Genomic DNA, 25,858 nt, shown 5'->3' with positions numbered 1-25,858 from the left:
GGGGTGCTGGCGCTGCGCACATTGCCCAGGTTGGCCAGGCCGGCGGTGGAGGCCACGGTGTCGAACAGGCCGATAAAGGCCACTTGTACTCCCTGCCCGTAGCGGCCGCTCAGGTCCTTGCTGAAGGTGCTGGTGGTATCGGGGAACATCATGCCCAGCGGGCCGTTGCGACCCTTGGCCAGTTGGTTGGCGAAGTGGCGAGCCGCCGCTGCGCCGCGGCTGAAGCCGAAGATGTCGATGGTCAGTGATTCGATTTCATACTCGGGGTTTTCGTCGATGAAGTCGTAGCATGTTCTCCGGACATACCTGAATGCGTCCCGCACCTTCGCTTCCACGCCAGTGGCACCACGTCCTGTTCCGGCTCCGAACGGGCTGTCCTCTTCGCCTGCACGGGTTCCAATGCCTTCGACATAGACCCGACGATGAGCTTGTTTGGCGCTGGTCGGCAGCTTCTGGGTTTCGGGATACAGGTCGTGGAGCAGCTTGATATTGGTCACGCCATTGCCATAGCTGCTCTCCGGGTCGCGCATATAGGGCTTGCAGCTGGCGTCCAGGTCATCCTCGGTGATGGCGTGCTGGGCGCCGCAGAGCTGGCCCTGGGCGGCGTTGGCGGCGTTGTTGTAGGTGCCGTCGAAGAACACGCCGATGCGCAGGGCGACGCGCAGTCTGGCCTGTAGGGTGGGTGTGAAGGGTTTCCAATCGGGCGGGAGTTTGGACTCGGCGGGGGCGGTAGGCTGACCGCCGAAAAAGCCGAGATCATCGGTCCAGGAGCGCTGCTTGCCGCTCAGCGGCTTGAAGGGGCGCCGGCTGACCAGCAGCCAGTCGCCGCGGCGAACTTTCTCGAGAATTTGGTCCCGGTAGTACGGCCGTTGGCTGTCGCGGTAGTCGGTGCCGCATTCGCGGAGCAAGGCCTCGAGCCCGGTTAGTTTCCAAGGGGCGCCCAGTGCCCTGTCGACCGTCGCCACGGCAAAGAAGGGATCCTCCACCTGGTCTTCGTTGATGGGGTCGAGAAACGATCGTTTCACCAGTCTTTCCATCGCGCTGTGCCTCCTTCATGAGCTCCATGGCTGAAGCGATGAGGCTTGCACAGGCGCTAATCCATGTAGCCCCTGCGGCGACTGAAGCGGTTGTCGGACACGGCCGGTTATCTGGACGGACGTTGCTGCGGACATTGGGCTGTCTGCGGAATCGCCAGGAATTGCTGGATCTCGTTCCGCCCGGAGCTGAACGCTTCCCCGCAGACGCGAATGAATGAGTCTTTACTCCGGATGGGGCGGGCGGTGTTCCGCGAGCGAGGCGATACCCCTCAGTGACCGGGGGCTCGATGGGTATCGCTCCGCTCCACCCATCCTACGAAAGCGCGCTAACCACTCAGGTTTCAAGGAGGCCTCTGCGGATGTAAAGCCCTTGGACGGATGCCTTACAGCTGTAAAGCCGATGCTTTACAGGTGGTCATCGGCCATTGACCGCTTTTCAATAAAAAACCCTGTTAAAACAATGCTTTGAGCTTGTTCTGCAGCATTGGCACACAAGCTGCTCCCTGGCTATCGAGGGGCCGAAAAGGCACCCGGACGAATAACAACAACGTCGGCCACACCTGTTCCCACCTTGCAGGCGTGCCGGCAATAGCCTGGAGTTCTGCCATGCATGACTCATCGCCCATGGGCACCGCGCTCAGCCGCAGGCGCTTCCTCAGCCTGTCGGGCCAGTCCGCCCTGATCCTCGGCGCCAGCGCCGCCACCAGCCAGCTCATTCCCGTCACAGCCATCGCCGATGACCTGTTGCCCCAGCTGCCCGCCGGGCTGTTGCGCATGGGCCGCGACATCTATCCCCACGACCGTCTCGGCGATGCGCCCTACGCCAAGTCGCTGTTCGAGCTGGTCGGCAAGCAGCCGGACCTGGTCCGTGACGGCCTCAAGGCCCTGCAGGCCCGCGCCCGCGCCGTGCATGGCCGCGCCTTCGAGGACATCGCCGGCGAGGACGACCGCGTCGCCCTGCTGCGCGAGGTCGAGACCACCCCGTTCTTCCGTGAAACCCGCAGCGCGCTGATGTTCGGCCTGTACGACAACAAGACGCTGTTCCCGCTGTTCGGCTACGAGGGTTCGTCGGTGGAGAAGGGCGGCTATCTCGCCCGCGGCTTCAACGACCTCGACTGGCTCTGAGCGGCCATTTCCTTCGCGGCTCCTTCCATTCCAACAATGAGGGTTAACCCCATGGCAGCGAAATTCTCCCAGGACGACGGCGATGTCGTCGTCATCATCGGCTCGGGCGCCGGCGGCGGCACCCTGGCCCATGCCCTGGCCCGGCAAGGCATCCGCAGCGTGGTGCTGGAGGCCGGCAAGCGCTTCGAGATGTCCGACATCGAGAACGATGAGTGGGCCATGTTCAACAAGATTTCCTGGCTCGACAAACGCATCGCCACCGGTGGCTGGGACGTGGCGCGCAACCACCCGAACCTGCCGGCCTGGATCGTCAAGGCGGTGGGCGGCAGCTCCGTGCACTGGGCCGGCGTCGCCTTGCGCTTTCGCGATTTCGAGTTCCGCATGCGCACCGAGAATGGCGACATCAAGGGCGCCAACCTGCTCGACTGGCCGCTCAGCTACGAAGAGCTGGAGCCCTGGTACGTCAAGGCCGAGAAGCACATGGGCGTGACCGGGCCGAGCACCGGGATGCCGTACCACCAGTGGCACAACTCCTTCAAGGTGCTGGCCACCGGCGCCCAGCGAGTCGGCTACAAGGAAATCCAGTCCGGGCCGATGGCGATCAATACCCAGCCCTATGACAGTCGGCCCGGGTGCATGCAGATCGGCTTCTGCATGCAGGGCTGCCGCATCGGCGCCAAGTGGTCCACCCTCTACACCGACATCCCCCGCGCCGAGGCCACCGGCAACTGCGAGGTGCGTCCGCAGAGCATGGCGCTGCGCATCGAGCACGATGCCCGTGGGCGGGTCACCGGAGTGGTCTATGCCGACGCCCAGGGCCGCCAGCAGCGGCAGAAGGCGCGCGTGGTCTGCGTGGCCGGCAACTCGATCGAGTCGCCGCGCCTGCTGCTCAACTCCGAGTCCTCGATGTTCAAGGACGGCCTGGCCAACTCCTCCGGCCAGGTGGGGCGCAACTACATGTGCCACACCACCGCCGGCATCTACGCGGTGCTGCCCAAGCCGGTGCACATGTACCGCGGCACCACCTGCGCCGGGATCATCTCCGACGAGTCCTACAACGACACCTCGCGCGGCTTCGTCGGCGGCTACCGCCTGGAAATCCTTTCCCTCGGCCTGCCCTTCATGTCCGCCTTCCTCGACCCGACCCCGCAGGGCTGGGGCCGTGGCTTCACGGCGAAGATGGAGCGCTACGACCACATGTCCGGCGTCTGGCTGTGCGGCGAAGACCTGCCCATGGAGAGCAACCGCATCACCCTCCACGGCAGCGAGAAGGACCAGTACGGTCTGCCGATTCCGGTGGTGCACAAGGATGACCACGCCTTCGACAACGCCATGCGCGACCACGGTGTGGAGCAGACCCGCAAGTGCTACGAGGCGGTCGGCGCCACGGAAGTCATCCGCCTGCCGTCCTACCCGGCCAGCCACAACATGGGCACCAACCGCATGAGCGCCAAGGCCGCCGACGGCGTGGTGAACAAGTGGGGCCAGAGCCACGACATTCCCAACCTGTTCGTCTCCGACGGCAGCCAGTTCACCACCAGCGGCGGGCAGAACCCGACGCTGACCATTGTCGCCCTGGCCCTGCGCCAGGCCGAGCACATCGGCTCGCTGCTCAACCAGCGCGCCCTCTGAGGAGCCGATTCCATGACCATACCCAGCAACGACCAGCGCCTCTGGATGTTCGAGCAGATGCTCGTCAGCCGCTACCTGGAGGAGTCCATCGAGCGCATTTACATGGAAGGCAAGACGCCGGTCTTCAACATGGCCAACGGGCCCATCCCCGGCGAGATGCACCTGTCCAACGGCCAGGAGCCCTGTGCCGTGGGCGTCTGCGCCCACCTGACGACCGACGACATCGTCACCGCCACCCATCGCCCGCACCACATAGCCGTGGCCAAGGGCGTCGACCTCGACGAGATGGTCGCTGAGATCTTCGGCAAGAAGACCGGCCTGTCCGGTGGCCGGGGCGGTCACATGCACCTGTTCGACGCCAGGGTGAACTTCTCCTGCTCCGGCATCATCGCCCAGGGCATGGGCCCGGCCGTGGGCGCGGCCCTGTCGCGGCAGCTGCAGGGCAAGGCCGGCGTCGCCGTGGCCTACCTGGGCGAAGGCGCGGCGAACCAGGGCGCCTTCCACGAGACGCTGAACCTGGCCGCGCTGTGGAAGCTGCCGGTGGTCTTCGTTATCGAGGACAACGCCTGGGGCATCTCGGTGGCCAAGGCCGCTTCCACCGCCATCGAGCGCAACTACCTGCGTGCTGCCGCCTATGGCATGCCCGGCGTATTCGTCCCGGGCAACGACGCCGACGCCATCTTCGCGGCCGCCGCTGAAGCCCTCGCCCGAGCCCGCGCCGGGGATGGGCCGAGCCTGATCGAGATCGAGACCCACCGCCTGGCCGGCCACTTCATGGGTGACGGCGAAACCTACCGCCCGGCCGGCGAGAAGGAAGCCCTGGTGCAGAAGGACCCGATTCCGGCCTACCGCCAGCGGTTGCTGGAGCTGGGCGTGCTGGACGAGATCGGCGCCGCCGGCATCGAAGAGCGCGCCCGTGGCCGTGTCGATGCCGCCGTGCGGTTCGCCCGCGACAGTGACTACCCGGCACCGGAAGAAGCCCTGGAAATGGTGTTCGTGTGAACGGAACCCGGCACAACAACCACAAGAAGGAGACCGACATGTACCGACAACCGACCATGAAAGCCGCGGTCTGGCACGGCCGCCGCGACATCCGCCTGCAGGACGTCGCCCTCCCGCGGCAACCGCAGGCCGGCTGGGTGCAGATCCGCGTCGAGTGGTGCGGCATCTGCGGCTCGGACCTCCACGAATACCTGGCCGGGCCGGTATTCATCCCCACCGACACTGCCCATCCGCTCACCGGCCTGAAGGGCCAGTGCATCCTCGGCCACGAGTTCTGCGGCGAGATCGTCGCCCTGGGCGAGGGCGTCTCGCATTTCGCCGTGGGCGAGCGAGTCGCCGCCGACGCCTGCCAGCACTGCGGCACATGCTGGTTCTGCCAGCAGGGCCAGTACAACCTGTGCGAGCACCTCGCCTTCACCGGGCTGATGAACAACGGCGCCTTCGCCGAACGGGTCAACGTTCCGGCCAACCTGCTGTACCGCCTGCCGGAAGGCTTCCCCGCCGAGGCAGGGGCGCTGATCGAGCCCCTGGCGGTGGGCATGCACGCGGTGAAGAAGGCCGACAGCCTGCTCGGCCAGACGGTGGTGGTGGTCGGCGCCGGCACCATCGGCCTGTGCACCATCATGTGCGCCCGCGCCGCTGGTGCGGCGCGAATCATCGCCCTCGAAATGTCCACGGCGCGCAAGGCCAAGGCGCTGGAAGTGGGTGCCACCGAGGTCATCGACCCCAGCCAGTGCGACGCCATCGCCGCCGTGCGCGAGCTGACCGAGGGTTACGGCGCCGCGGTGTCCTTCGAGTGCATCGGCCACAAGGCCACCGCCAAGCTGGCCATCGACGTGATCCGCAAGGGCGGGCGTTGCGTGATGGTGGGCATCTTCGAGGAGCCCAGCGAGTTCAACTTCTTCGAAATCGTCGCCACCGAGAAACAGGTGATCGGCGCGCTGGCCTACAACGGCGAATTCGCCGATGTCATCGCGCTGATCGCAGACGGCCGCCTGGACGTCACCCCGCTGATCACCGGGCGGATCGAACTGGAACACATCCTCGAACAAGGCTTCGAGGAGCTGGTGAACAACAAGGACCAGAACGTGAAGATCATCGTCAGGCCCGCCGCTTCCGTCGTCGCGCCTGCCGATGCCTGTCACTGAACCGCCAAAATCGACACAGGAATTACGACAATGTCCACAGCGATCAAAGAGAGAAAACTGACCGTGGCCCGCGCCATGGCCGAGGCGGTGGCCCAGGAGATGCGCCTCGACCCGCGCGTGTTCGTGATGGGCGAGGACATCGGCCAGCTCGGCGGGGTGTTCGGCAATACCCGAGGCCTGCATGAAGAGTTCGGCAGCGCGCGCATCCGCGACACGCCGATCTCGGAAACGGCCTTCATCGGTGCCGCCGTGGGCGCCGCTTCCGACGGCATGCGGCCGATCGTCGAACTAATGTTCGTCGACTTCTTCGGCGTGTGCATGGACGCCATCTACAACCTGATGGCGAAGAACACCTACTTCTCCGGCGGCAAGGTCAGCGTGCCCATGGTGCTGATGGCCTCCACCGGCGCCGGCTATTCCGACGCCGGGCAGCACTCCCAGTGCCTCTACGGCACCTTCGCCCACCTGCCGGGCATGAAGGTGGTGGTGCCGAGCAACGCCTATGACGCCAAGGGCCTGATGACCGCCGCCATCCGCGACGACAACCCGGTGATCTACCTGTTCCACAAGGCCCTGCAGGGCATGGGCTGGCTGGGCACCGAGAAGGGCGCCACGGTGGCCGTGCCGGAAGACCCCTATACGGTGGAGATCGGCAAGGCGAAGACGGTGCGCGAGGGGCGCGATGTCAGCATCGTCAGCCTCGGCGCCGGCGTGCACCACGCACTGCGCGCCGCCCAGCAACTGGAACAGCAGGGCGTCAGTGCCGAAGTGGTGGACCTGCGCAGCCTGGTGCCGCTGGATCGCGAGCACGTCATCGCCTCGGTGCGCAGGACCGGCCGGCTGATCGTCGTCGACGAGGACTATCACAGCTTCGGCGTCAGCGGCGAAATCATCGCCAGCGTCGTCGAGCACGATATCGGCATGCTCAAGGCGCGACCGCAGCGGGTCGCCTTCCCCGATATCCCGATTCCGTTCACCCCGCCCATGGAGCAGTGGGCGCTGCCTTCCGCCGCCAAGATAGTCGCGGCCTACCAGAACCTGAAGAACGAGGAGTAAGCCATGTCCACCCCTATCCTGATCGCCGACGACCTCTGGGAAGGCGATGCCGAAGCCGTGATCACCTCCTGGCTGGTCAGTGATGGCGCCGAGGTCGCCCAGGGCGACCTGGTGGCCGAGATCATGTCCGAGAAGGCCCAGTTCGAGATCGAGGCGCCGGCTTCCGGCGTGCTGAAGATTCTCGAAGAAGAAGACGCGGTGGTCGCCAAGGGCGCGACCATCGCCCGTGTGGAGTGACCCATGGGCCAGATGCAGACACCGCCCCCGGGGAGCAGCACGCTCCCGCTCAAGGGCATGCGCAAGATGATCGCGGCGAAGATGAGCGAAAGCCTGCAGTCCGCCGCGCAGCTCACCCACCATGCCGAATGCGAGCTGAGCGCCCTGCAGGCGCGGCGCGCGGCGCTGAAGGCGGCCGGTAGCCAGGCCTCGTTGCAGGACCTGCTGCTGTGCGAGATCGTGCGCACGCTGCAGGACCATCCCGCGCTCAATGCCACCCTGCAGGACAACCTGATCACCCGGCACGTGGCGGTTCACCTGGGCCTGGCCATCCCCCTGCCGGACGACCTGCTGGTGGCGCCCGCGCTGTTCGACGCCGACCAGCTCGACCCGGAGGGGCTGGCCGCAGCGCGCCGGGCCCTGGTGGACAAGGCGCTCGCCGGCAAGCTCTCGGTGAAGGAGCTGACCGGCGCCACCGTGACGGTATCCAACCTGGGACTGTCGCGGGTGCGCTTCTTCACCCCCATCCTCAACGTGCCGCAGGTGGCCATCATCGGTATTGGCGGCACCCAGCGCCGCCTGCAGCGCGAGGCCGATGGCACGCTGGTGGAGCGGGAGTTCATGGGTTTGTCGCTGACCTTCGACCACCGGGCGGTGAACGGCGTGCCGGCGGCGGATTTCCTCGATGACCTGTGTCGGCGGATCGAGGGAGGCGCGCCGTCATGAGCCCGGTCTGGCGCCTGAGCGTCGAGGCCGGCCTGGAAGCCGAGCGGCAGCTGCTGGACGCGGTACACGCTGGAGAGGAGGAGTGGGCGCTGCTGTTCTGGCGCCCCTCGGACCGCGCCCTGGTGATGCCACGCCGGCTGAGCCGGCTGCCGGGCTTCCAGGCGGCGGACATCGGCTGCGCCGCGCTCGGCTGGCCCATCGCCTTGCGCGACACCGGCGGCGAACCGGTGCCGCAGTCGTCGGCGGTGCTCAACGTCGCGTTGGCCTATGCATTGCCGGCGGACGACGACGAGCAGGCCCGCATCGAAACCGCCTACCTGCGTCTCTGCGAGCCGATCTGCCAATGGCTGCGCGCCATGGGGCTGGTCCCCGGCCTGGGCGAGGTGCCGGGCGCTTTCTGCGATGGGCGCTTCAACGTCACTCTCGGCCGACGCAAGCTGGTGGGCACCGCCCAGCGCTGGCGGCGGCGGACGGCGGATGGCCGCCTGGTGGTGCTGGTGCATGGGGCGATCCTCCTGGAGGACCAGCGCGAAGCCATGGTCGAGGTGGTCAACCGCTTCTACCAGGGCTGCGGCCTGGGCCAGCGCTGCCTGGCGACCAGCCATGTGGCACTCGAGGAGTGGATGACCCCGGCCTGGCCGGAAACGGCCAGCCTCGGGCACTGGTTCGAGGCGCCTTGGGGGACTTGGCTACCGCCGTCCGGCGCGCGGGGGCATGCGGTGGACCTGACGACCCGGGCGGCCGAGGCGCCAGTGGGATGCCGTCGCTGATCCCGTAGCATTCGGAAGGTCTTGGGCTCAATCGGGTGGGAGGCGAAAAAAACCGGGCGCTCCTCGGGAAAAGGGGGCGCCCGGAAAGCGTGGTCAGAGTGCGTAGTTGGCCAGTTCCCGCGCGATGAGCAGCCGCTGCACCTCGCTCGAACCTTCGTAGATCTGAGTGATCCGCGCATCGCGGTAGTACTTCTCTACCGGGTAGTCCTCCAGGTAGCCGTAACCGCCATGCACCTGGATGGCGCTGGAGCAGACCTGCTCCGCGATCTCCGAGGCGAACAGCTTGGCCTGGGAAGCTTCCGACAGGCAGGGCAGGCCTGCGCTCTTCAGGCGGGCGGCGTGGAGGATCATCAGGCGTGCGGCGTTGAGTCGGGTCTGCATGTCCGCCAGCAGGTTGCCGATGCTCTGGTGCTCGATGATCGGCTTGCCGAACTGCACCCGTTCCCGCGCGTAGCCCAGGGCCGCCTCGAAGGCTGCACGGGCGATGCCCAGGGCCTGGGCGGCGATGCCGATGCGCCCGCCTTCCAGGTTCGACAGGGCGATGGCCAGGCCCTTGCCGCGCTGGCCCAGCAGGTTTTCAACCGGGATGCGGCAGCCCTCCAGGGTCACGGCGCAGGTATCGGAGGCCTTGATCCCCATCTTGTGCTCGCTGCGATCCACCACGAAGCCGGCGGTGTCGGTGGGCACCAGGAAGGCGGAGAGGCCTTTCTTGCCGAGCTCCGGGTCGGTCACCGCGAAGACGATGGCCAGCTTGGCGCGCTTGCCGTTGCTGACGAACTGCTTGGCGCCGTTCAGCACCCACTGGCCGTCCACAAGCTCGGCGCGGGTACGCAGGTTGTGCGCTTCCGAGCCGGCCTGGGGCTCGGTGAGGCAGAAGCAGCCGATGGCGGTGCCGCTGGCCAACTGCGGCAACCAAAGGTCCTTCTGCGCCGCGCTGCCGTAGTTGAGGATGGGCCCGCAACCGACCGAGTTGTGGATGCTCATCAGCGCGCCGAGGGCACCGTCGCCGGCGGAGATTTCCTCCACCGCCAGGGCATAGGCCACGTAGTCGATGTAGGTGCCGCCCCAGGCTTCGGGCACCACCATGCCGAGCAGGCCCAGTTCGCCCATCTGGCGCACCAGGTCGTCGTCGATCCAGCCGGCCTTTTCCCAGGCCTGCGCCCGAGGCGCGACTTCGGCGCGGGCGAAGTCGCGCGCCATGTCGCGGATCATCCGCTGCTCTTCGGAGAGTTCTAAATCCTGCATCGCAATGCTCCCGGACGGCTGCTCAGCCGTCGTGCCGGTAGAGTTTGATGATGGCGGAGAAGTCCAGGCCGCCGTGGCCCTGCAGACTGAAGCTCTGGTAGAGCTGCTGCGCGACGGCACCGAGGATCACCGGCTGGCGCGCCTGGCGGGCCGCCTCGGTGGCCAGGCCGAGGTCCTTCAGCATCAGGTCGCTGCCGAAGCCACCGCTGTAGCCACGCGAGGCCGGGGCGTTTTCCAGCACGCCGGGATAGGGGTTGTTGATCTCCGAACTCCAGCAGCGGCCGCTGGAGGTATTGAGGATGCCCGCCAAGGTTTTCGGGTCCATGCCTAGCGAGGTGCCCAGGGCCATGGCTTCGGCGACGCCGATCATGGAGATGCCCAGCAGCATGTTGTTCGCCACCTTGGCCACCTGGCCGTTGCCCGTGGCGCCGCAGTGGACGATGTTGCGGCCCATGCCGCTCAGCACGGGGTGGGCGCGGTCGAAGTCTTCCGCCTCGCCGCCGACCATGAAGGTCAGGGTGCCGGCCGCCGCGCCGCCGGTGCCGCCGGAGACCGGCGCATCCAGCATCGGGTTGCCCTGCTTGCGGGCGGCTGCGGCCACTTCGCGGGCGCTGTGGGGGTCGATGGTGGAGCTGTCGATCAGCAGCACGCCCGGGGCCACATTGGTCAACAGGCCGTCTTCGCCCAGGTAGACGGACTTCACGTGCTGCGCCGCCGGCAGCATGGTGATGATGATCTCCACATCGGCGCGGGCGATGGCTCCCGGGGAGTCCTCGGCGCGGGCGCCGGCTTCCACCAATTGCGCCACCGCCAGTTGCGACAGGTCGAAGACGTGCAGCCGGTGGCCGGCCTTGACCAGGTTGAGGGCCATGGGGCCGCCCATGTTGCCGAGTCCGATGAAGCCGATATTCATGGTTGATCTCACTTGAATGGCGTAATGGGGGGTGATCCCGTAGGAGCGAGCTTGCTCGCGAAATTCCGAGCCGCGCTGGTTCGCGAGCAAGCTCGCTCCTACATTCGGGTGTTCGTGCGTTATTTGAGGGTGATGGTGGTGTTCACCGCGCCGCCGACTTCGTCCTCGTCGAACCAGCGCGAGGTAACGGTCTTGGTCTGGGTGTAGAACTGCACCACCTGCTTGCCGTACGGGCCGAGGTCGCCGAGCTTGGAAGCGCGCGAACCGGTGAAGGAGAACAGCGGCACCGGCACCGGGATCGGTACGTTGATGCCCACCTGGCCGACGTCGATCTCTTCCTGGAAGTGCCGCGCGGCGGCGCCGGAGCGGGTGAACAGGGCGGTGCCGTTGCCATTGGGGTTGGCGTTGATCAGGGCGATGGCGTCATCCATGGTCGCGGCGTGCATGACGCAGAGCACCGGGCCGAAGACTTCCTCGCGGTAGATGGTCATCTCCGGGGTGACGCCGGCGAAGATGGTCGGGCCGACGAAGTTGCCCTTGGCGTAGCCGGACACCTGCGGGTCGCGGCCATCGAGCACCAGCTGCGCGCCTTCCTTCTCGCCGGCGGCAATCAGACTGCTGACGCGATCCAGCGCGGCGCAGGACACCACCGGGCCGACATCGGTGCCGGCCTCGACGCCTGCGCCGATCTTCAGGCTCTTGGCCTTCTCCACCAGGTCCGGCAACCAGGTTTGCGCCTCGCCCACCAGGATCACCACCGACAGCGCCATGCAGCGCTGGCCGGCCGCACCGAAGGCGGCGCCGGCGAGGTTGTTCAGGGTCTGCTGCTTGTGGGCGTCGGGCAGGACGATGGCGTGGTTCTTCGCGCCCATCATGCACTGGGCGCGCTTGCCGTTCAGGGTGGCGCGGTTGTAGACGTGGGTGCCGACCTTGGTCGAACCGACGAAGGACACCGCCTTGATGTCCGGGTGGTCGCACAGCAGGTTCACCGCGTCGGCGCCGCCATGGATGACGTTGAGCACGCCGGCCGGCACACCGGCTTCCATGGCCAGTTCGGCCAGGCGCATGGTCACCATCGGGTCCTGCTCGGACGGCTTGAGGATGAAGGTATTTCCGGTGGCGATGGCCATGGGGAACATCCACAGCGGAATCATCGCCGGGAAGTTGAACGGGGTGATGCCGGCGCAGACGCCGAGCGGCTGGTTGAGGGTGTAGGTGTCCACGCCGCCGGCGACGTTGTTGGCCAGCTCGCCCATCTGCAGGGTGCCGATGTTGGCGGCGTGCTCCACCACTTCCAGGCCGCGGAAGATGTCGCCCTCGGCGTCCGGCAGGGTCTTGCCCTGTTCGGCGGTGAGGATGGCGGCCAGCTCCTTCATGTTCTCGCGGATCAGCTGCTGGTACTTGAGGAAGATGCGCGCACGGGCGCCGATCGGGGTCTTGCGCCAGGTCTTGAAGGCTGCCTTGGCGCTGGCCACGGCGGCGTTCATTTCGTCCTCGGTGGCAAAGGGCACGCGGGCCAGGACTTCCTGGGTGGCCGGGTTGACCACGTCGCGCCATTGGCTGGTGCGGGACTCGACCAACTTGCCGTCGATCAGCAGCTTGACCGTGGGGATGGAGGTGTTCTGGCTCATGGTTCCTATCCTGTCGTGAGTGAATCGTCAGGGCGAAGATGCCCTGGGGCCGATGGCTCGGCCCCGGTGAAAGGGATGGGGTTCAGTTGGCGCTCTCGGTCCGCAGGGCGGGGAAGTCTTCCTCGAAGAACTCCAGTTCGGCCCGCGTGTGTTCCTGGCGGCGTTGCAGCTCGATGCGGCGCAGTTCGACGCGGCGGATCTTCCCGGAGATGGTCTTGGGCAGCTCGCTGACGAACTCGATGCGGCGCACCCGTTTGTAGGGCGCCAGGTGCTTGCGGCCGAAGGCGAGTATCTCGGCGGCCAGGGCCGGGCTCGCGGTGTGGCCGGGAGCAAGGATCAGGAAGGCCTTGGGCACCGCCAGGCGCACCGGGTCCGGGCTCGGCACTATGGCCACTTCCATCACGGCCTCGTGTTCGATCAGCGCGCTTTCCAGCTCGAAGGGGCTGATGCGGTAGTCCGAGGACTTGAACACGTCATCAGCGCGGCCGACGAAGGTGATGTAGCCCTCGGCATCGCGGGCGGCGGTGTCGCCGGTGCGGTAATGGCCGCCGCGGGTGACTTCGGCGGTCTTCTCCGGGCTGTCTTCGTAGCAGGTCATCATGCCCAGGGGGCGCGGGTCGAACTGCAGCGCCACTTCGCCTTCCTCGCGCGGGTTGCCGTCGGCATCCAGCAGCACCACGCGGTAGCCGGGCAGGGGGCGGCCCATGGAGCCGACCTTGAGTTTCTGGCCCGGGGTGTTGCCGATCAGCGCAGTGGTTTCCGACTGGCCGAAGCCGTCGCGCAGGGTCAGGCCCCAGGCTTCCTGGACGTGCTCGATGATCTCCGGGTTCATTGGCTCGCCGGCTCCCACCAGCTCCCGCAGGCTCAGGCGCGTGCGGTAGGCGGCGAGGTCTTCCTGCACCAGCATCCGCCAGACGGTGGGTGGCGCGCAGAGGCTGGTGATGCCATGGCTGGCCAGGGTTTCCAGCAAGCCGCGGGCGGAGAAGCGCGGCACGTCGTAGATGAACACGCAGGCGCCGGCGTTCCAGGGGGCGAAGAAGCAGCTCCAGGCGTGCTTGGCCCAGCCGGGGGAGGAGATGTTCAGGTGCAGGTCGCCGGGTTGCAGGCCGATCCAGTACATGGTGGAAAGGTGGCCGACCGGGTAGCTCTGGTGGCTGTGCAGCACCAGCTTGGGCTTGGAGGTGGTGCCGGAGGTGAAGTAGAGCAGAAGCGGGTCGGTGGCCAGGGTGATGCCGTCCGGCTCGAACTCGCTGGAGCAGGCGAGGGCGTCGGCATGGTCGATCCAGCCCTGCACCGGCTCGCCGACACTGATGCGGGTGTAGTCGCCGTCCAGGCCGTCGAACTTCTGGGTATTGGCGCTGCCGGCGATGACGTGGCCGACCCGTCCGCGGTCGAGGCGGTCGCGCAGGTCTTCGGGGGTGAGCAGGGCGGTGGCGGGGATGACCACGGCGCCGATCTTGAAGGCGCCCAGCATGATCTCCCAGAGCGCCACTTCATTGCCGAGCATCAGCAGGATGCGCTCGCCGCGCTGCACGCCGAGCTGCCGCAGGTGGTTGGCCACGCTGTTGGAACGGGTGGACAGGTCGCGGAAGCTGTAACGCTGCTCGCGGCCCTGGTCGCCGACTATCCAGAGCGCCGTGGCGTCGTTGTCCCTGGCCATGCTGTCGAAGTAGTCCAGCGCCCAGTTGAATTCCTTGAGCTGCGGCCAGCTGAAGTCGCGCACGGCGGTGGCGTAGTCGGTGCGGTGGGCCAGGAGGAAGTCGCGTGCAGCCAGGAAGGGGAGGCAATTGTTGCTCATGTGAGTCTCCATCGATCGCCGTGGGCGGCGGACAGGTGCGGATACGGAGGAGGTTCCGGGCTACTGGTCAGCCGGCGAGGGCCGGGGATCGAAGGGCGCCGGACGCGGAGCGCGATGCGGCTGGTGTTGCGGTTGGCGCGGGAAGGCTGCTAGGCATTGCTGAGGTCATGGTGGGTGCCCTTGTTTATTTTTATCGGGTCTTGTCCGGTTCCTGGCGCAGGTCGACCGGGTTGGTGGGTTGAGTATAGGCAGGCGCAAATCAGATAAGAACTCGCAAAATAACCGGTGCGTTGTGCATAAATATCATGGGTCGTCGAGCCGGCCGCAGGCTTGCGCGCCTGAAGATTTCTCTTGGCCCAGTGCTGTCGGGTGTGAGTAGATGCAGGCATCTATCCAGCATGAGCTGACGAAACAAGCCGATGGACATGCATAAAAGCACCAAGGTCGATCAGGTTAAGTGGGACGACCTGCGTTTCTTCCTGGAAGTCGCTCGCACGCGTACGGCGACCGGCGCGGCACGGCGCCTGGGCGTCGACTACACCACGGTCTCGCGCCGCGTTCGTGCCCTGGAGCAGGCGCTGGGCGCCTTGCTGTTCGAGAAGTCGCGGGCGGCCGGCTTTGTCCTCACCGTCGAGGGGCAGCGCCTGCTGGGCCATGCCGAGACGCTGGAGAGCACCCTGCAGGCCGCCTGCGAACAGGTGTCGGGCACACGCCTGGGTCTGTCGGGGCATGTGCGCATCGGCTGCACCGAGGGATTCGGCTCCTACTTCGTCACGGCACAGATGAGCCGCTTCCTCGAGCGGTATCCGCACATCTCGGCGGACATCCTGCCGGTGCCGCATTTCGTCAGCCTGTCGCGCCGCGAGGCGGACATCGCTATCACCCTGGAGCGACCGGAGCGGGGCCCCTACGTCTGTTCCAGGCTGTGCGACTACCGGCTGCGCCTGTACGCCTCGCCCGAGTATCTGCAACGCCACCCACCGATCGAGCGCCGCGAAGACCTGGCCGGCCACCCGTTCATCACCTATGTCGAGGACCTGGCCTTCAGTCCCAAGCTGCTCTACCTGAACGACCTGCTGCCCGGCGCCATGAGCCAACTGCGCAGCACCAGCGTGATCGCGCAGTACCAGGCCGCCCTGCAGGGGCAGGCGCTGGCCATCCTGCCGTGCTTCATGGCCGCGGGGGATCCGCGCTTGCAGGAAGTGCTGCCGCACGAGGTGGAGGTCACTCGGCAGTTCTGGATCTACTACAGCGAGGACCTGCGCAGGCTCAAGCGGATCACCCTGGTGGCGGAGCATCTGCACGCTTGCGCCGAGCTGAATCGGTCCTGGTTGATGGGCGAAAACGACTCGATGCTGTTCCCCTCCGGCTGACGGGAAACCACGCCACAAGCACGCTGTCCCAATTCCGCCAAACGGTAACCAATCTCCCCCGTAGCCCTGTCGGCAATGAACTATACAGCTCACTCTGCCCTGATTCTTCGTGATGCCACCGGCCTGAGGCAAAGGCCTGGAGCATCGCTTGGGGCAAGGGGAGGGCTCATGAAACACAGGCTTGAAACCCGGCTGCAAACCAGGCTCTCGGCCTTTCTGCCTGGCCATATCGTGAAGTGCACGATAGGGCCGGATGGCACTGTCGGGGTGGCGGTGGATTGCCCTGCGTCCGGCGAGAGCTGGCTGATCACCGGCATTACCATGCAATCGCTGATGGGGCGGGGAGCGTTGGAGAGCTCGGCTGACCAGATACTGGTAGAGATCAGCGTGGCCCGTGGCGAGGCGCCGCTGTTGCTGACGCAGCAGAAGGTGGAGTGAGTCGACGAGTCCTGCGATTCATCAAAAAGAAACCGCCACAGCGTGAGCACATCGCCGTGGCGGAAGGTCTGTTCAGCAAGGTTAACCATCACCCCCTAAGACCCAGTCGGGTTTCGGCGGCGATAGCTTTGTCCTCTTCCGGACAATTTCAGTTTAGGTCGTATGTATACCTGCATGTTTGTAGGTGACCGGCGGATCGAGCGGATGCCTGGCCGGATGCGCCCGCAGGTGTCGGTACGTTCGCTGACCGCCCCCTTTCGGCATTTGCAGCGGAGGGCGCCGCTACAAAAGTTGGTGATAATGGCGCCCCAACCTGAACAGGCCGCCAGCCGATGTCCTTCGTCGAACTCTTTCTCCTGGGCGTACCCGCCGTCCTGCTGACGGGCATTTCCAAAGGAGGCTTCGGCGGCGCCCTGGGCGGCATCGCCGTGCCGTTGCTGGCGTTGATGATGCCGCCCACCCAGGCAGCGGCGATCATGCTGCCCATTCTCTGCATGGCCGATATCACCGGGTTGCGCCGCTTCTACGGCAAGTGGGATTTGCGCAACCTGAAGATCATGCTGCCCGGCGCCCTGGTCGGCGTGCTGATCGGCACCCTGAGCTTCGGCCTGCTCAGCGAGCGCCTGATCGGTCTCCTGATCGGCGGCATCGCCATTGCCTTCTTCCTGCTCAATGTACTGAATGCAGCTGCCGCCCAGGCGCCCAGTTCGCCCGGGGTGGCCAAGGGATCGCTGCTGTCCGGCATCGCCGGCTTCACCAGTTTCGTCGCCCATGCCGGCGGCCCGCCGATCATGATGTACCTGCTGCCGCAGCAGCTGGACAAGGTGCGCTACGTGGCCACGGTGAACGTCTTCTTCCTCCTGACCAATGCGGTGAAGCTGGTGCCCTACGCACTGCTGGGGCAATTCACCGCCACCAGCCTGACCGCCAGCCTGGCGCTCGCGCCGATAGTAGTGTTGGGCGTGTGGCTGGGTATCTGGTTGCAGAGCCGGGTCAACCACAACTGGTTCTACCGCATCGCCTGGGCCGGCCTGCTGGTGACGGGGGTGCAACTGATCGTGCAGAACCTGTAGACGGCGGTTCCGGACCGGGGCTAGTTTCGTGCCTCGTTCGATTCAGGGAAGAAAGGAGTCCTGCCCCGTGAGCGATTACCTCAAGCTGAACAAGGCCAACTGGGACCAGCGCGCACCCCTGCATGCGGCGTCCCGCGACTACGCTGCCGAGACATTCGTCAGCGATCCGCACTACCTCTCGGACGTGGTGCGCTTCGACCTGCCACGCCTGGGCGATATCAAAGGCCTGCGCGGCGTGCACCTGCAATGCCACATAGGCACCGATACCCTGTCGCTGGCCCGCCTGGGGGCGCGGATGACCGGGCTGGATTTCTCGCCGGCGTCCCTCGAACAGGCCCGGCTGCTGGCGCGGCGCTGTGGGGCGGAGCTGGACTTCGTCGAGTCCGATCTCTACCAGGCCGACCAGGTGCTCCCGGCGGGGGCCTTCGACCTGGTCTACACCGGCATCGGCGCCCTCTGCTGGTTGCCCGGCATCGACGGCTGGGCCCGTGTGGTCGCCGCCTTGCTGAAGCCCGGCGGGCGCCTGTTCATCCGCGAAGGGCACCCGATGCTGTGGGCAGTGAACGAGGCGCGGGAAGACGGTCTGGTGATCGAGTATCCCTACTTCGAGCGTGCGGAGCCCGTGATCTGGGACGACGATGGCACCTACGTGGAAACCGACGGCACGCTGACCTCGACCCTGACCCACGAGTGGAATCACGGCCTGGGCGAGATCATCAGCGCGCTGCTGACGCACGGAATGGCGATCACCGCTCTGGTGGAGCACGACAGCCTTCCCTGGGAGGCGCTGCCCGGGCGGATGGTGGTGGACGACGTGGGCGAATGGCGGCTGGACCGGGATCGCTGGCGGTTGCCCCTGAGCTACACGCTGCAGGCTGTGAAGCGCGGGTAAGGCGGCGGGCGTAAAAAAAGTCGCCACGGCGCGAGCAACTTACGGGGGGAGGTGGCGGCCGTGACGACTTTAACTGTCCTCTGCAAGGGGACGTATTCAACGTAGTCAATGCCGGGCGAAGCTGCGCTGAAATCCAGGGCGCTTTACGACTTTGGTGCAACACCGTTTGTCGCTTCGTAAAAACAAGGCAGAACGCCACCGCGGGCCGCATCGATTCGGGCAATGGAACGCTGGTTCCAGTCGCCAGACGGTGCAAACAGCAGGTGCGAATGGCCCGCCCGTGCGACTGGCTGGCGTCCATGCTGAAAAGGCTCGATCCGACGAGCGTTGGCTGGCACGGAACCCTTGCCATTGCGTCAGGCCCGTGCCGGTCCTTTTTCCACTTCAAGGACGAAGCCCTTGAACAGCCCGGCCGCGCCTTCAGGCGCGGCCGGCAACCCATTCCAGCGCCGCAGCCTCTAGTCGAGGAGCCGGCGCAGCTCTTCGGCCAGCGGCATCGGCTTGAAGGCGCTGACCCTGGCCCGGCCGGTATTGCCCAGGGGCACCCAGAGGCGGGAGAAGAGCAGGGCGGCGGGAATGCGCAGGGCCTGGCCGAGCACTTCGCGTAAATCGCGCTGTTGCCAGCCCGCCAGCAGCATCAACCAGTGGCTGCGGGCATGGGGCAGCGGCAGGCGCTGGCTGAGGATATGCGCGCGCTCGAGCCAGGGGTAGGCGCGTTGCGGATCATGCGCGGCGAGTGCCTGCCGGGCCTGGTGGAAAGCCTGGTCGATGGCGATGTGCAGGGCGGGCTTCATCGGGGTGTTCATCCGTGCCGGGGGACGCGCGGGAGTGAACACCCTGTAGCTGCTTCAGGGTCAAGGGGCTTCTACAAGGGGGCGGGAGGCAGGCGCAGACGCGAAGGCCTGCCTTCGCATTTCGGATTATCAAACGCGTTCGAGGCCCTGGCCACGGTGTGCCTGGAAATACTGGCGGAAGAACTCCACCGCCACGCGGATCTTCGCCGAGGTGGCCAGCGGCGCGGCGTAGACGGCCCAGATATTCGCCGGCTGGCGGTACTCGGGAAGGATGTGCACCAGGCGGCCGTTGTCCAGGCTCTCGCCCACGTCCCACCAGGAGCGCAGGGCGATGCCGCGTCCATCCACCGCCCACTGGTGGACGATCTCGCCATTGTTGGCTGAAAGTGGGCCGGTGACCTTCACGTTTTCCTCGCCGGTCGGCCCCTGCAGGCGCCAGAGGCCGAAGGGGTGGTCGCGCTCCTTGATTACCAGGCAGTCGTGGCCCGCCAGTTCCGCCAGGCTGCCGGGTTCGCCACGGTGCGCCAGGTAGGCGGGGGAGGCGCAGAGGATGCGGCTGTTCTCGGCGAGCGGCTTGGCGATCAGGTTGGGGGCGATGTTGTCGCCGATGCGGATGTCCAGGTCGAAGCCTTCGTCGATCAGGTCCACCAGGCGGTCGGAGAGGTCAAGGCGGATATCCAGCGCCGGGTAGCGCGCCGACAACTCCGAGAGCGCGGGGGCCACCAGGCGACGGCCGAGGCCGAAGCTGCTGACGATGCGCAATTGCCCCCGCGGCTCCTGGTGCAGTTCGGAGACTTCGTCGGTCATCCGCTCCACCGCCTCGAAGATGTGCTGCGCCCAGCGGTATACCCGTTCGCCATCCTCGCTCACCGCCACCCGCCGCGTGGTGCGGTGCAGCAGGCGCACGCCGAGGCTTTCCTCCAGCAGGCGGATGCGCTTGCTTACGAAGGCGGGGGAGGTCCCCATTTCGCTGGCGACTGCGGCGAAGCTGGAGCGGCGAGCCACCAGGACGAAGACGCGGAGGTCTTCCAGGTTGGGCAGACTATTCACGATTCGTGTCTTATCTATCAATGGACTGCTGGATTATCTTTGTGTGGAGTCCTTATAGCATGGTCGCCATCCCGCCTGAACATGGCTTCTTCACCAAGGGCACGACCAGCATGAGCAAGACATTCAAGATCGCCGCCATCGCCGGCGACGGCATCGGCAACGAAGTTCTCCCCGAAGGCCTGCGGGTCGTCGAGGCAGCGGCCCGCAAGTGGGGCCTGGACCTTTCCTTCGAGACCATCGAGTGGGCCAGCTGCGATTACTACCTGCAGCACGGCAAGATGATGCCGGACGACTGGTTCGAGCAGCTGAAGGGCTTCGACGCCCTCTATTTCGGCGCCGTGGGCTGGCCGGACAAGGTGCCCGACCACATCTCGCTCTGGGGTTCGCTGTTGAAGTTCCGCCGCGACTTCGACCAGTACGTGAACATCCGCCCGGTGCGCCTGTTCCCCGGCGTGCCGTGCCCGCTGGCGGGCCGCGAGCCGGGCGACATCGACTTCGTGGTGATCCGCGAGAACACCGAGGGCGAATATTCCTCCCTGGGTGGCCGCATGTTCGAGGGCACCGAGCATGAATTCGTGCTGCAGGAATCGGTATTCACCCGCCGTGGCGTCGACCGCATCCTCAAGTACGCCTTCGACCTGGCCCAGACCCGCGAGCGCAAGCAGCTGACCGCCGCCACCAAGTCCAACGGCATGGCGGTGAGCATGCCCTACTGGGACGAGAGGGTCGCCGCCATGGCGGAGAAGTACCCGGAGATCAAGTGGGACAAGCAGCACATCGACATCCTCTGCGCGCGCTTCGTGCTGCAGCCGGACCGCTTCGACGTGGTGGTGGCGTCCAACCTGTTCGGCGACATCCTTTCCGACCTGGGCCCGGCCTGCGCCGGCACCATCGGCATCGCGCCATCGGCCAACCTCAACCCGGAGCGCAAGTTCCCCTCGCTGTTCGAGCCGGTACACGGCTCGGCGCCCGACATCTACGGCCGCAACATCGCCAACCCCATCGCCATGATCTGGTCCGGCGCCCTGATGCTGGACTTCCTCGGTAACGGCGACGAACGCTACAAGGCGGCCCACGACGGCATCCTGCGCGCCATCGAGCAGGTCATCGCCGAAGGTCCGGTGACCCCGGACCTGGGCGGCAAGGCTTCGACCCAGGAAGTGGGGGAGGCCATCGCCAAGGCATTGTGAGTTTCATCCGGCCGCCCGTGAGAACGGGCGGCCGGCGTTTGTACGCAGGTGACAGACGGCCGGCGAATTGTCCGACAGGAGTTGCTTTGAGGGCTTATTTCGGACAAGCTGTTAACCAATGGATTAACGTAAACCAATGATTAACAAATAGCGTAGTCCGGTGGCCCTCTGCCTGATGGGGTGCCGGGTTATCCAGTTCCAGGAGACATCAATGTCCAACAACAATAAGAAAGACATGTTCTTGATCACGGCGAGCCTGATCGCCGTGGCCTTGACCGTGATCGGCCTTGCAGCTTTCCCCACCGAGTCGGAGGCCATGGCCAACCGGCTCTTCGAGATTTCCACCCGTACCTTCGGTACCGCGGTACAGCTGTTCGTCTTCGGCGCCGCCCTGGCCGTGCTGTACCTGGCCTTCAGCAAGTACGGCAACATCCGCCTCGGCAACGGCAAGCCGGAATACACGAACATGACCTGGGTGTTCATGTTCATCTGCGCCGGCATGGGCTCCTCGACCCTCTATTGGGGTGTCATGGAATGGGCCTACTACTACCAGACGCCGGGGCTGAATATCGCCGCCGGCTCGCGTCAGGCCCTGGAATACAGCGTCAGCTACTCCTTCTTCCACTGGGGCATCAGTGCCTGGGCGCTCTACGCCCTGGCGTCCCTGGCCCTGGCCTATCACTTCCACGTGCGCAAGAAGAGCGGCCTGGGCCTGGCCTCGATCATCGAAGCCGTTACCGGCTTCCGCGCCAACGGCCCGGTGGGCCGGTTGGTGGACCTGATCTTCCTGCTGACCATGTTCGGCGCGCTGACGGTGTCCCTGGCGCTCACCGCCTCGACCCTGACCCGCGGCCTGGCCGGCCTCACCGGCGTCCCGGATACCTTCGTTACCCAGTTGGTGGTGATAGGCGCGGTGGCGGTGATCTTCTCCCTCAGTTCCTACATCGGCATCGATGGCGGCATGCAGCGCCTCTCCAAGATGGTCTGCGTGGGCGCGCTGGCTTTCGCCGGCGTGGTGTTCCTGGTCGGCCCGACCCAGTTCACCCTGAACAACACCGCCAACGCCATCGGCCTGATGATCCAGAACTACGTGCACATGAGCCTGTTCACCGACCCCGCTGGCGACGGTGCCTTCACCCGCAACTGGACGGTGTTCTACTGGCTCTGGTGGGTGTCCTACGCGCCGGGCGTGGCCATGTTCGTCACCCGCGTCTCCAAGGGCCGCAAGATCAAGGAAGTGGTCGCCGCGCTGCTGCTCGGCGGTAGCCTGGGCTGCTGGTTCTTCTTCGGCGCGCTGGAGAGCTTCAGCATGCACCAGTTCATCACCGGGGCCATCGACGTGCCGCGGATCCTCAGCGAGCAAGGTGGCGAGACTGCCGTCGAGATGCTGCTGACCTCGCTACCGTTCGGCAAGGTGTTCCTCGCGGTGTACCTGTTCATCATGGCGGTGTTCTGCGCCTCCCATATGGATGCGGCTGCCTACGCCGTGGCGGCCACCAGCACCCGCAACCTCAAGGAAGGCCAGGACCCAACCCCGACCCACCGCCTGTTCTGGTGCGTGATGCTGACCCTGATCCCGCTGGCCATGCTGTTCGCCAAGGCGTCGCTGTCCACCATGAAGACCGCGGTGGTGCTGACCGCGATTCCCTTCCTGCTGATCCTGCTGACCAAGATCTACGGCTTCTTCAAGTGGATGCTGGAAGACTACGGCAGCATGCCGGCCCACCTGATCGAGGAAGAGGCGGTGCGCCGCGGTCTGGACGAGAGTGTCGAGCCGCCGCAAGCGGAAGAGGGCGTGCGCCTGAACACCGCTACCGCGCAATGAGTTGAGTTGCGCCCCGCGCATGGACGCGTGGGGGACCTTTGTGGATGCATTGTTTTTGTAGGTTGGGCTGAGCTCCGCGAAGCCCAACGGGAGGTCCGAGCATTCCCTGTTGGGCTTCGCTTCGCTCTGCCGCAACCTACCGGCCTTTGGCCCAAAAAATTTTGCCCGATCTGTTAACTGACAGATTTGCGTTAACCAAAAGTAAATAGCTGTGATGGCCCGGCCCAGCCGGTGCCCTGAAAATGCCTGGAGTACAGACGATGAACGATATCCAACGCCTGCCTGCCGATTTCTGCGCCAACGCCGATGAGGCCTACACCATTCCCGCCAGCTACTACACCCGCCCGGAGATCTTCGAGCACGAGCAGGAAAAGATTTTCGCCAACAGCTGGGTCTGCGTGGGGCATCGCAGTGAGGTGGCCGAGAGCAACGCCTACATCACCCGCGAGTACATCGGCGAGAGCATCATCGTCGTGCGGGGCCGCGACAGCGTGCTGCGTGCCTTCTACAACGTCTGCCCGCACCGTGGCCACCAGTTGCTCCAGGGCAACGGCAAGGCCAAGAACGTGATCACCTGCCCCTATCACGCCTGGACTTTCAAGCTCGACGGCGAGTTGGCCCATGCGCGCAACTGTGACCACGTGGAGAACTTCGACAAGGAGAACTCCAGCCTCGTGCAGTTGCGGGTGGAGGAATACGCCGGCTTCGTCTTCGTCAACATGAACAAGGACGCCGGCCCGGTGGAAGAACAACTGCCTGGCTTCGAAGCGCGCCTGCGCCAGGCCTGCCCGGTGGTGGACGACCTGCACCTGGCGGCGCGTTTCGTCACCGAGACCCCGGCCAACTGGAAGTCCATCGTCGACAACTACATGGAGTGCTACCACTGCGCGCCTGCCCACCCGGGTTTCTCCGACTCGGTGGACGTCGGCCAGTACAGCCACACCATGTTCGGCAACTGGTCGCTGCAGTATGGCGTGGCCAAGCCGTCCGAGAAGTCCTTCAAGTTCGACGAGTCGGTCAAGGACCCGTCCTTCAGCGGCTTCTGGGCCTGGCCGTGCACCATGTTCAACGCACCGCCCGGCGGCAACTTCATGACCGTGATCTACGAGTTCCCGGTCAGCGCCGAGGTCACCCTGCAGCACTACGACATCTACTTCCTGAACAAGGACATTACCCCCGAGCAGCAGTCGCTGATCGAGTGGTACCGCGATGTCTTCCGTCCGGAAGACCTGCGCCTGGTGGAGAGCGTGCAGAAGGGCCTGAAGTCCCGCGGCTACCGTGGCCAGGGTCGGATCATGGCCGACCGCCAGCGCAGCGGGCAGAGCGAGCACGGCATCGCCCACTTCCACAACCTGATCGCCGTCGCCCACCTGGACCGTTGATGGCCGTGGCCGCCGCCTGTGTGCGGCGGCCCGCCTTGCGTACAAGAGGTATTCCCGCGTGAACCTGAAAGACAATGAGCTGTTCCGCCAGCAGGCGTTCATCGCCGGCGCCTGGAGCGACGCCGACGACGGCCGCACGGTGGACGTGACCGACCCCGCCAACGGCGAGCTGCTTGGCCGCGTGCCGGACATGGGCGGCGCCGAGACCCGGCGCGCCATCGAAGCTGCCGACGCCGCGCTGTCGGCCTGGCGTGCGCGCACCGCCAAGGAGCGCGCGCAGATCCTGCGTCGCTGGTTCGAGCTGATGCTGCAGCACGAAGACGACCTGGCGCGCCTGATGACCCTGGAGCAGGGCAAGCCCCTGCTTGAGGCCATTGGCGAGATCCGCTACGCCGCTTCCTTCATCGAGTGGTTCGCGGAAGAGGGCAAACGCGTCTATGGCGACGTGATTCCTTCGCCCGCCGGCGACAAGCGCCTGCTGGTGGTCAAGCAGGGCATCGGCGTCTGCGCCGCGATCACGCCCTGGAACTTCCCCTCGGCGATGATCACCCGCAAGGTAGCGCCGGCCCTGGCGGCGGGCTGCACCATGGTGGTCAAGCCGGCCAACGAGACGCCGTTCTCCGCCCTGGCCCTGGCCGAGCTGGCCAAGCGTGCCGGCGTGCCCGACGGCGTGCTGAGCATAGTCACCGGCGACGCCGTGGCCATCGGCGCCCAGCTCACCAGCCACCCGCTGGTGCGCAAGCTGAGCTTCACCGGCTCCACCCCGGTGGGCCGCCTGCTGATGGGCCAGTGTGCGCCGACTATCAAGAAGGTCTCCCTGGAGCTGGGCGGCAACGCGCCCTTCATCGTCTTTGACGACGCCGATATCGACGCCGCCGTGGAAGGCGCCCTGGTCGCCAAGTACCGCAACGCCGGCCAGACCTGCGTCTGCGTCAACCGTTTCTATATCCACGACGCGGTCTACGACGCCTTCGCCGAGCGCTTCGCCGCGCGGGTCCGCGAGCTGCGCGTCGGCCATGGCCTGGAAGGCGCCACCCAGATCGGCCCGCTGATCACCGGCAAGGCCCTGGAGAAGGTGCGCAGCCTGATGGCCGACGCCGTGGAGAAGGGCGCCGAAGTGCTGGTGGGCGGCGAAGTCCACGGCCTGGACGGCAACTTCCTGCAGCCCACGGTGCTGACCGGCGTGGCGCCGGGCATGCAACTGCTGGACGAGGAAATTTTCGGCCCGGTGGCGCCCCTGGTGCGCTTCTCCTCGGACGAGGAAGTGCTGCGCCTGGCCAACGACACCCTCTACGGCCTGGCGGCCTATTTCTACAGCCGCGACATCGGCCGCGTGTGGAAGATCGCCGAGCAACTGGAGTACGGCATGGTCGGCATCAACACCGGGCTGATCTCCAACGAGGTGGCTCCTTTCGGTGGCGTCAAGCAGTCCGGCCTCGGCCGCGAAGGCTCGAAGTACGGCATCGAGGACTACCTGGAAATGAAGTACCTGTGCCTCGCCGTCTGACGGCGGGCACCACGCACCATCAGGGCGGCGCCCGG

23 protein-coding genes are annotated in these 25,858 nt (G+C 66.0%); 16 read left to right on the top strand and 7 right to left on the bottom strand.

The genetic code is table 11. From position 1 onward, the window contains the following. Positions 1-1,025: DUF2235 domain-containing protein (locus E8F11_RS15425; protein WP_280289703.1), on the bottom strand; the 1,025-nt coding region annotated here is incomplete at its 3' end. Positions 1,026-1,643: 618 nt separating this feature from the next. Between E8F11_RS15425 and E8F11_RS15420 the strand changes: the two genes are divergently transcribed. The 8 genes from E8F11_RS15420 to E8F11_RS15385 are packed head-to-tail and all read left to right on the top strand — an operon-like array spanning position 1,644 to position 8,712. After that, the gene (locus E8F11_RS15420) at positions 1,644-2,162 is read left to right on the top strand and encodes a transcriptional initiation protein Tat (RefSeq protein WP_280289702.1); all 519 of its coding nucleotides are present in this window, start codon (positions 1,644-1,646) and stop codon (positions 2,160-2,162) included. A gap of 51 nt (positions 2,163-2,213) precedes the next feature. Next, the gene (locus E8F11_RS15415) at positions 2,214-3,794 is read left to right on the top strand and encodes a GMC family oxidoreductase (RefSeq protein WP_280289701.1); all 1,581 of its coding nucleotides are present in this window, start codon (positions 2,214-2,216) and stop codon (positions 3,792-3,794) included. Positions 3,795-3,806: 12 nt separating this feature from the next. After that, a complete protein-coding gene (locus E8F11_RS15410; protein ID WP_280289700.1) occupies positions 3,807-4,796 on the top strand; it encodes a thiamine pyrophosphate-dependent dehydrogenase E1 component subunit alpha in 990 nt (329 codons plus the stop codon). 56 nt (positions 4,797-4,852) lie between these two features. After that, positions 4,853-5,944, top strand: coding sequence for a 2,3-butanediol dehydrogenase (locus E8F11_RS15405; RefSeq protein WP_280289706.1), 1,092 nt, complete (start codon positions 4,853-4,855; stop codon positions 5,942-5,944). 30 nt (positions 5,945-5,974) lie between these two features. Then, entirely contained in the window at positions 5,975-7,000 is a 1,026-nt protein-coding gene (locus E8F11_RS15400) for an alpha-ketoacid dehydrogenase subunit beta (protein ID WP_280289699.1), read from the top strand. A gap of 3 nt (positions 7,001-7,003) precedes the next feature. Next, on the top strand, positions 7,004-7,237 hold the full coding sequence (locus tag E8F11_RS15395) for a lipoyl domain-containing protein (RefSeq protein ID WP_280289698.1): 234 nt from the start codon (positions 7,004-7,006) through the stop codon (positions 7,235-7,237). A 3-nt stretch (positions 7,238-7,240) separates the two neighbouring features. Further along, the gene (locus E8F11_RS15390; RefSeq protein WP_280289697.1) at positions 7,241-7,942 is read left to right on the top strand and encodes a 2-oxo acid dehydrogenase subunit E2; all 702 of its coding nucleotides are present in this window, start codon (positions 7,241-7,243) and stop codon (positions 7,940-7,942) included. Next, a complete protein-coding gene (locus E8F11_RS15385; RefSeq protein WP_280289696.1) occupies positions 7,939-8,712 on the top strand; it encodes a lipoate--protein ligase family protein in 774 nt (257 codons plus the stop codon). The genes E8F11_RS15390 and E8F11_RS15385 overlap by 4 nt, the downstream gene beginning before the upstream one ends. 93 nt (positions 8,713-8,805) lie before the next feature. On the opposite strand, the gene E8F11_RS15380 is transcribed toward E8F11_RS15385, so the two are convergent. The 4 genes from E8F11_RS15380 to E8F11_RS15365 form a co-directional block, all read right to left on the bottom strand. After that, positions 8,806-9,957, bottom strand: a complete 1,152-nt coding sequence (locus E8F11_RS15380; RefSeq protein ID WP_280289695.1) for an acyl-CoA dehydrogenase family protein — start codon at positions 9,955-9,957, stop codon at positions 8,806-8,808. Between the two features lie 22 nt (positions 9,958-9,979). Next, entirely contained in the window at positions 9,980-10,870 is an 891-nt protein-coding gene (gene mmsB / locus E8F11_RS15375) for a 3-hydroxyisobutyrate dehydrogenase (RefSeq protein WP_280289694.1), read from the bottom strand. 119 nt (positions 10,871-10,989) lie between these two features. After that, positions 10,990-12,501 (bottom strand): CoA-acylating methylmalonate-semialdehyde dehydrogenase, encoded by a 1,512-nt coding sequence (locus E8F11_RS15370; protein ID WP_280289693.1) that lies wholly within the window; start codon positions 12,499-12,501, stop codon positions 10,990-10,992. Positions 12,502-12,583: 82 nt separating this feature from the next. Next, positions 12,584-14,299 carry an AMP-binding protein gene (locus tag E8F11_RS15365; RefSeq protein WP_280289692.1) on the bottom strand — a complete coding sequence of 572 codons (1,716 nt, stop codon included), beginning with the start codon at positions 14,297-14,299 and terminating at the stop codon, positions 12,584-12,586. A gap of 425 nt (positions 14,300-14,724) precedes the next feature. Between E8F11_RS15365 and E8F11_RS15360 the strand changes: the two genes are divergently transcribed. The 4 genes from E8F11_RS15360 (at position 14,725) to E8F11_RS15345 (ending at position 18,075) form a co-directional block, all read left to right on the top strand. Then, complete coding sequence (locus tag E8F11_RS15360; protein ID WP_280289705.1) at positions 14,725-15,672, top strand: LysR family transcriptional regulator; 948 nt, start codon at positions 14,725-14,727, stop codon at positions 15,670-15,672. A gap of 231 nt (positions 15,673-15,903) precedes the next feature. Next, positions 15,904-16,110 carry a hypothetical protein gene (locus E8F11_RS15355; protein WP_280289691.1) on the top strand — a complete coding sequence of 69 codons (207 nt, stop codon included), beginning with the start codon at positions 15,904-15,906 and terminating at the stop codon, positions 16,108-16,110. A 332-nt stretch (positions 16,111-16,442) separates the two neighbouring features. Further along, positions 16,443-17,183: a sulfite exporter TauE/SafE family protein gene (locus E8F11_RS15350; protein ID WP_280289690.1), complete on the top strand. Its 741-nt coding sequence runs from the start codon at positions 16,443-16,445 to the stop codon at positions 17,181-17,183. Between the two features lie 67 nt (positions 17,184-17,250). Next, complete coding sequence (locus E8F11_RS15345) at positions 17,251-18,075, top strand: class I SAM-dependent methyltransferase (RefSeq protein WP_280289689.1); 825 nt, start codon at positions 17,251-17,253, stop codon at positions 18,073-18,075. A 458-nt stretch (positions 18,076-18,533) separates the two neighbouring features. Here the strand turns inward: E8F11_RS15345 and E8F11_RS15340 are convergent, their stop codons facing one another. Together E8F11_RS15340 and E8F11_RS15335 are read right to left on the bottom strand one after the other, a co-directional pair. Continuing rightward, entirely contained in the window at positions 18,534-18,869 is a 336-nt protein-coding gene (locus tag E8F11_RS15340) for a DUF3703 domain-containing protein (RefSeq protein ID WP_280289688.1), read from the bottom strand. 129 nt (positions 18,870-18,998) lie between these two features. Continuing rightward, positions 18,999-19,919 carry a LysR substrate-binding domain-containing protein gene (locus E8F11_RS15335; RefSeq protein WP_280289686.1) on the bottom strand — a complete coding sequence of 307 codons (921 nt, stop codon included), beginning with the start codon at positions 19,917-19,919 and terminating at the stop codon, positions 18,999-19,001. Positions 19,920-20,029: 110 nt separating this feature from the next. Between E8F11_RS15335 and E8F11_RS15330 the strand changes: the two genes are divergently transcribed. From E8F11_RS15330 to gabD, 4 genes are all read left to right on the top strand, one after another. Next, entirely contained in the window at positions 20,030-21,109 is a 1,080-nt protein-coding gene (locus E8F11_RS15330) for a tartrate dehydrogenase (RefSeq protein ID WP_280289704.1), read from the top strand. Positions 21,110-21,320: 211 nt separating this feature from the next. Beyond that, positions 21,321-22,934, top strand: a complete 1,614-nt coding sequence (locus E8F11_RS15325; protein WP_280289685.1) for a BCCT family transporter — start codon at positions 21,321-21,323, stop codon at positions 22,932-22,934. Positions 22,935-23,194: 260 nt separating this feature from the next. Continuing rightward, a complete protein-coding gene (locus E8F11_RS15320) occupies positions 23,195-24,316 on the top strand; it encodes a ring-hydroxylating oxygenase subunit alpha (protein WP_280289684.1) in 1,122 nt (373 codons plus the stop codon). A gap of 58 nt (positions 24,317-24,374) precedes the next feature. Continuing rightward, positions 24,375-25,823, top strand: coding sequence for an NADP-dependent succinate-semialdehyde dehydrogenase (gabD, locus tag E8F11_RS15315; RefSeq protein WP_280289683.1), 1,449 nt, complete (start codon positions 24,375-24,377; stop codon positions 25,821-25,823). Positions 25,824-25,858 lie beyond the last annotated feature (35 nt).

The sequence above is a fragment of the Pseudomonas sp. BN417 genome, assembly GCF_029871205.1.
GTDB lineage: Bacteria > Pseudomonadota > Gammaproteobacteria > Pseudomonadales > Pseudomonadaceae > Metapseudomonas.
This window is presented reverse-complemented; position numbering and strand designations above follow the sequence as displayed.